Origin of the sequence: Methylocaldum sp., from assembly GCF_039794385.1 — a bacterium.
Lineage (GTDB): Bacteria > Pseudomonadota > Gammaproteobacteria > Methylococcales > Methylococcaceae > Methylocaldum.
Window position 1 is genome coordinate 1 of record NZ_JBDIVO010000384.1, and the last position, 4,130, is coordinate 4,130.

Genomic DNA, 4,130 nt, shown 5'->3' on the forward strand with positions numbered 1-4,130 from the left:
ATTCGGTCAGGTCCGCCTGAAGATCCTGGAAACACCCGGCCATACCCCCGAAGGTATCTCGATCGTGGTTTACGATCAGGCCAAGAGCACGGAGATTCCCTATGCCGTGCTGACGGGCGATACGCTATTCATCGGGGACGTGGGACGCCCCGACCTTTTGGCCTCGTTCGGCGTTTCGGCCGAAGACCTGGCCGCGATGCTTTACGAGTCTCTGCACGAAAAGCTATTGCCCCTGCCGGACGAAACCTTGGTTTACCCGGCTCACGGCGCGGGGTCCATGTGCGGGAAAAGTCTCAGCACCGACCTGTTCTCCACCATGGGAACGCAGCGCGGGTACAACTACGCGCTCAAACCCATGAGCAAGGAAGACTTCATTCGCCTGGTCACGGCGGGCCAGCCGGAAGCGCCGAAATATTTTTCCCATGACGCGGTACTCAACCGCAAGGAGCGCGCAACCCTCGAAGAAACCCTGGCGACCGGGCTGAAACCGCTCTCGCTCGACGCGGTGCTCACGATGAAACAGGCCGGGGCGCAGCTTCTGGACGTGCGCGAGACGGCGGATTTCGCAGGGGCGCACCTGGCGGGCAGCGTGAACATCGGCCTCGGCGGCCCTTATGCCACTTGGGCGGGCACATTGCTCGATCGCACTAGGCCCATCGTGCTCATCGCCGAACCCGGCCGCGAGCAGGAAGCCGCGATGCGTCTCGGCCGAATAGGTTTCGACAATGTTGCGGGTTATCTCGAGGGGGGCATGGAAGCGCTGGAGCAGCGGCCGGATCTCATCCGGCGGACCGACCGGATCGCAGCCCCGACCCTGGCGGAAAAGCTGGCCTCGGCGCAGTCGCCCCTGGTTCTCGATGTGCGTACCGAAAACGAATGGCAGCAGAAACGCATCGGCGAAAGCCTCAATATCCCGCTGAACCGGCTCGCGGAACGGAGCGGCGAACTGCCCCGCGACAGGCCCATCGTGGTCCATTGCGGCACCGGCTACCGCTCGTCCATCGCCACCAGCTTGCTGGAAGATCAGGGATTCGATAATACGATCGATCTCGTGGGCGGTTTTAACGCGTGGGAGAAATGCTGTCCCAGTAACATCGCCGGTGGAACGGGTTAGAGCATTTTCCGGTTTTCTGTAGCGCTTCCCCAAGGTGTAGGTCGGCAATCCTTTGCCGACGAACCGGGTCGGCAAGGAACGTTGTCGGCAAGGGATTGCCGACCTACGCGCTTCCCGTACCGCTAAACCGTGGTGAAAAACGCGCTACTTGCCACGCCTCCATTGGAGCGGGCGATATCCGTCGGTCAGGGTGTTCAAGAAGGCAACGAGGTCGTCCATTTCCCGTTCGGTCAGTCCCAGGTTGCCCAGTTCGTCATGGTTGACATTGTCCGCTATCTCGGGGGCGGGCCAGCAACCTTGCTTGAGGGCATCGCGCTCACGGGTCATGGTGTCCCGGCAGGCGGGCTTGACGTCCCGGTTGTTGTAGAACTCGACCACGCCACGCAAGGTCTGGAAATAACCGTTGTGCATGTAGGGACCGGTTAACGCGATATTGCGAAGGGTCGGGACCTTGAACTTCCCGTCCTCGGCAACGCTGCCGACGCTGGCGCCCAGGCCCCGGTCCGCGAAGTCGCGGCCGGCGGAATTGAACTCGGGCGGCAAGGCGTAGAAGGGATTGTCCGGATTCTTTGGAACGCCCAGGTTGTCATAGGTGAAATCCGTGAACAACGGCGGGGAATCCTCCTCCGACGGCCGGTTGGGATGGCAGGCGGCGCAATTGCCCTTGGCGGGATCCTCGTACACCTTGAGCCCCCTGAGCTCCCGCGGGCTCAATTTGACCTTTCCGGCCAGATACGCGTCGTATTTCGAGCTGAAGCGGTTGAATGCACGGATATTCTCGAATGCGGCGATCGCGTCGGCGATGAGATCGTAGGCCCGTTCGGTGTCATCCAGGGCACCCCGTCCATACACTTCTTCGAACAACCGGGCATACGGGGCCTGACGTACCTTTTCCACCACGGCAGTTCGACTCGGATTGGCCATTTCGACCGGATTCAGGAACGGCTGTTTCGCCTGTTCTTCCAGAGTCGCGGCGCGGCCGTCCCAGAATTGGCCGCCTACGAACAGCCCCTCCTGTTCGTCGTAGTGGAATGCCGGGCTGAATGCGGCATACATGACGGTGGGAGTGTTACGGCTGCCGAACCGTCCCGAAATCACGCCCTCGGAGGTGGGAATCCTCTTGTCCGGGTCGGTGAATGCGCGTTTGGGCTCATGGCAGCTGGCGCAGGATTGCCCGGCCGGCGAGGAGAGACTGGCGTCGAAGAACAACTCCCGGCCCAGTTTGGCCTTCGGCGCGAGCCACTGGCCTCCGGGCAAGGCTTGATCGTCGGCTGCGGCCTGAATGGCGAGGAGCGTGAATACGGTGCCCCATGTTTTGACCTTCATGATCATCCCTTTTGTTTTTCGTAATGAGAAGAATTCTCATTTGTAATCAATGTCGAGTCAAGAACCCATCCCATGCAAATACACACAAAACTCCGTTTCGAAATGGAACCCCATGGAGGTGCGTGCGGATGCTCGAATGACGACCGACCTCTTTCTGACGGCGCATGGCGAACATTCGGCTTTTCTTGGCTATAACCGCTTTCGCTATTTCAGAAATCGCGCAACCGCGATGTCATCCTTCTGAGCAAGTGTGCAAGCCTTGATTTATTCGCGCCAGTCCGTGAACTCGTCGTATAGTTCAGGGAGTCGAGAAGTCGAAGCTGTTGTAGGAGGTTGATCGGTGGTGCGACCCAGCAGGAACTCGGTGTGGCTACTTTTTCTGATTGTTTTCTCGCTGCTCGGCGCGGTTGGGTATGCGAACGGTGCCGAATCGGAAGAACGTAAAGTCGATGTTTACTTTTTCTGGAAGGACGGCTGTCCGCATTGTGAACGCGCAATGGATTTCCTCAGACGATGGGAAGGCGAAGAGGCGAGAGTTCGTGTTCATTATCTGGAAATCAGCCGTTATACCGGGAACTACGATGTCTTTTCTGCGCTGGTCAGGCAATTCGGAATCGAGCGCCCGGGGGTGCCTCTGACCGTGGTTGGTAAGACATACTTCGAAGGGTACGATGACGACTCGACGACCGGAGCGGAGATCCGGTCGGCCGCAAAGGCCTGTCAGGAAGTCGTTTGCAGGGATCTCGTATGGCCGCTGTTGACCGGCATACCGGATACACCGGCCGAAGACCTTCCGCAGCCTGTCAAGAAAACGCCGAAGGTTCTGAAACTGCCGATATTCGGAGAAGTGACCATCGGCCAGGTCTCTCTTCCCGTGCTGACTTTGATGCTCGCGGCCGTGGACGGCTTCAATCCGTGCGCCATGTGGACCTTGCTTTTCCTGATCAGTCTGCTGGTGGGATTGCGCAACCGGTTTCGGATGTGGGTGCTGGGCAGCGCATTCATCGTCGCCTCGGCTGCGGTTTACTATCTGTTCATGGCGGCCTGGTTAAACTTGCTGCTTTTTTTCGGCATGCTGCTCTGGATTCGCATCTTGGTGGGAACGCTGGCGCTGGGCGGCGGTACTTATTACCTTCGCGAATATTTCGTGAATCCCGAGGCTATCTGTAAAGTGACCGCACCCGAATCGCGGAAGCGCGTTTTCGAGCGGCTGCGTTCCCTGGCCAGCGAGCGGCGCTTCCTGCTCGCGCTGGCGGGCATTATCCTGCTGGCCTTTGCGGTGAACCTGGTGGAACTGATCTGTTCCGCCGGAATACCGGCTATTTATACCCAGGTGCTTGCTCTGAGCAACCTGCCGACATGGCAATATCATGCTTACCTCGGCCTTTACATACTGGTGTTCATGCTGGACGACCTCTTCGTGTTTTTCGTCGCCATGCAGACCCTGCGGGTGACCGGGCTGACCGGGACATACGTGCGGTATGCTCACGCCATCGGCGGCGTTGTGCTGATCGTCATCGGATTATTGCTGCTGTTCAGGCCGGAATGGCTCGCTTTCTCGGTCTAGGCCGCTGACGGAAGGGAGGGATACCCGTGGATGAAGAAGACCGGAACGAACTGAACGAAGCTTTCTTCAAGCGCAACGGCGGGAAAATCACGGATCGGCATTTCGACCGCATCATCGAAAAGG

The 4,130-nt window shown here is 59.0% G+C and carries 3 protein-coding genes; 2 read left to right on the forward strand and 1 reads right to left on the reverse strand.

All coding sequences use genetic code 11. The annotated features are described in order from the left end of the window. Positions 1-1,114 (forward strand): rhodanese-like domain-containing protein (locus ABJK70_RS21195; protein ID WP_347259034.1); only part of this gene is annotated, 1,114 nt, incomplete at its 5' end. A 144-nt stretch (positions 1,115-1,258) separates the two neighbouring features. Here the strand turns inward: ABJK70_RS21195 and ABJK70_RS21200 are convergent. Then, on the reverse strand, positions 1,259-2,440 hold the full coding sequence (locus ABJK70_RS21200; RefSeq protein WP_347259035.1) for a cytochrome c peroxidase: 1,182 nt from the start codon (positions 2,438-2,440) through the stop codon (positions 1,259-1,261). A 364-nt stretch (positions 2,441-2,804) separates the two neighbouring features. Between ABJK70_RS21200 and ABJK70_RS21205 the strand changes: the two genes are divergently transcribed. Further along, on the forward strand, positions 2,805-4,007 hold the full coding sequence (locus tag ABJK70_RS21205) for a hypothetical protein (RefSeq protein WP_347259036.1): 1,203 nt from the start codon (positions 2,805-2,807) through the stop codon (positions 4,005-4,007). Positions 4,008-4,130 lie beyond the last annotated feature (123 nt).

Coding starts and splice junctions, on each gene's coding strand:
- ABJK70_RS21200 (WP_347259035.1), bottom strand. CDS start 2,440: ATGAAGGTCAAAACATGGGGCACCGTATTCACGCTCCTCGCCATTCAG.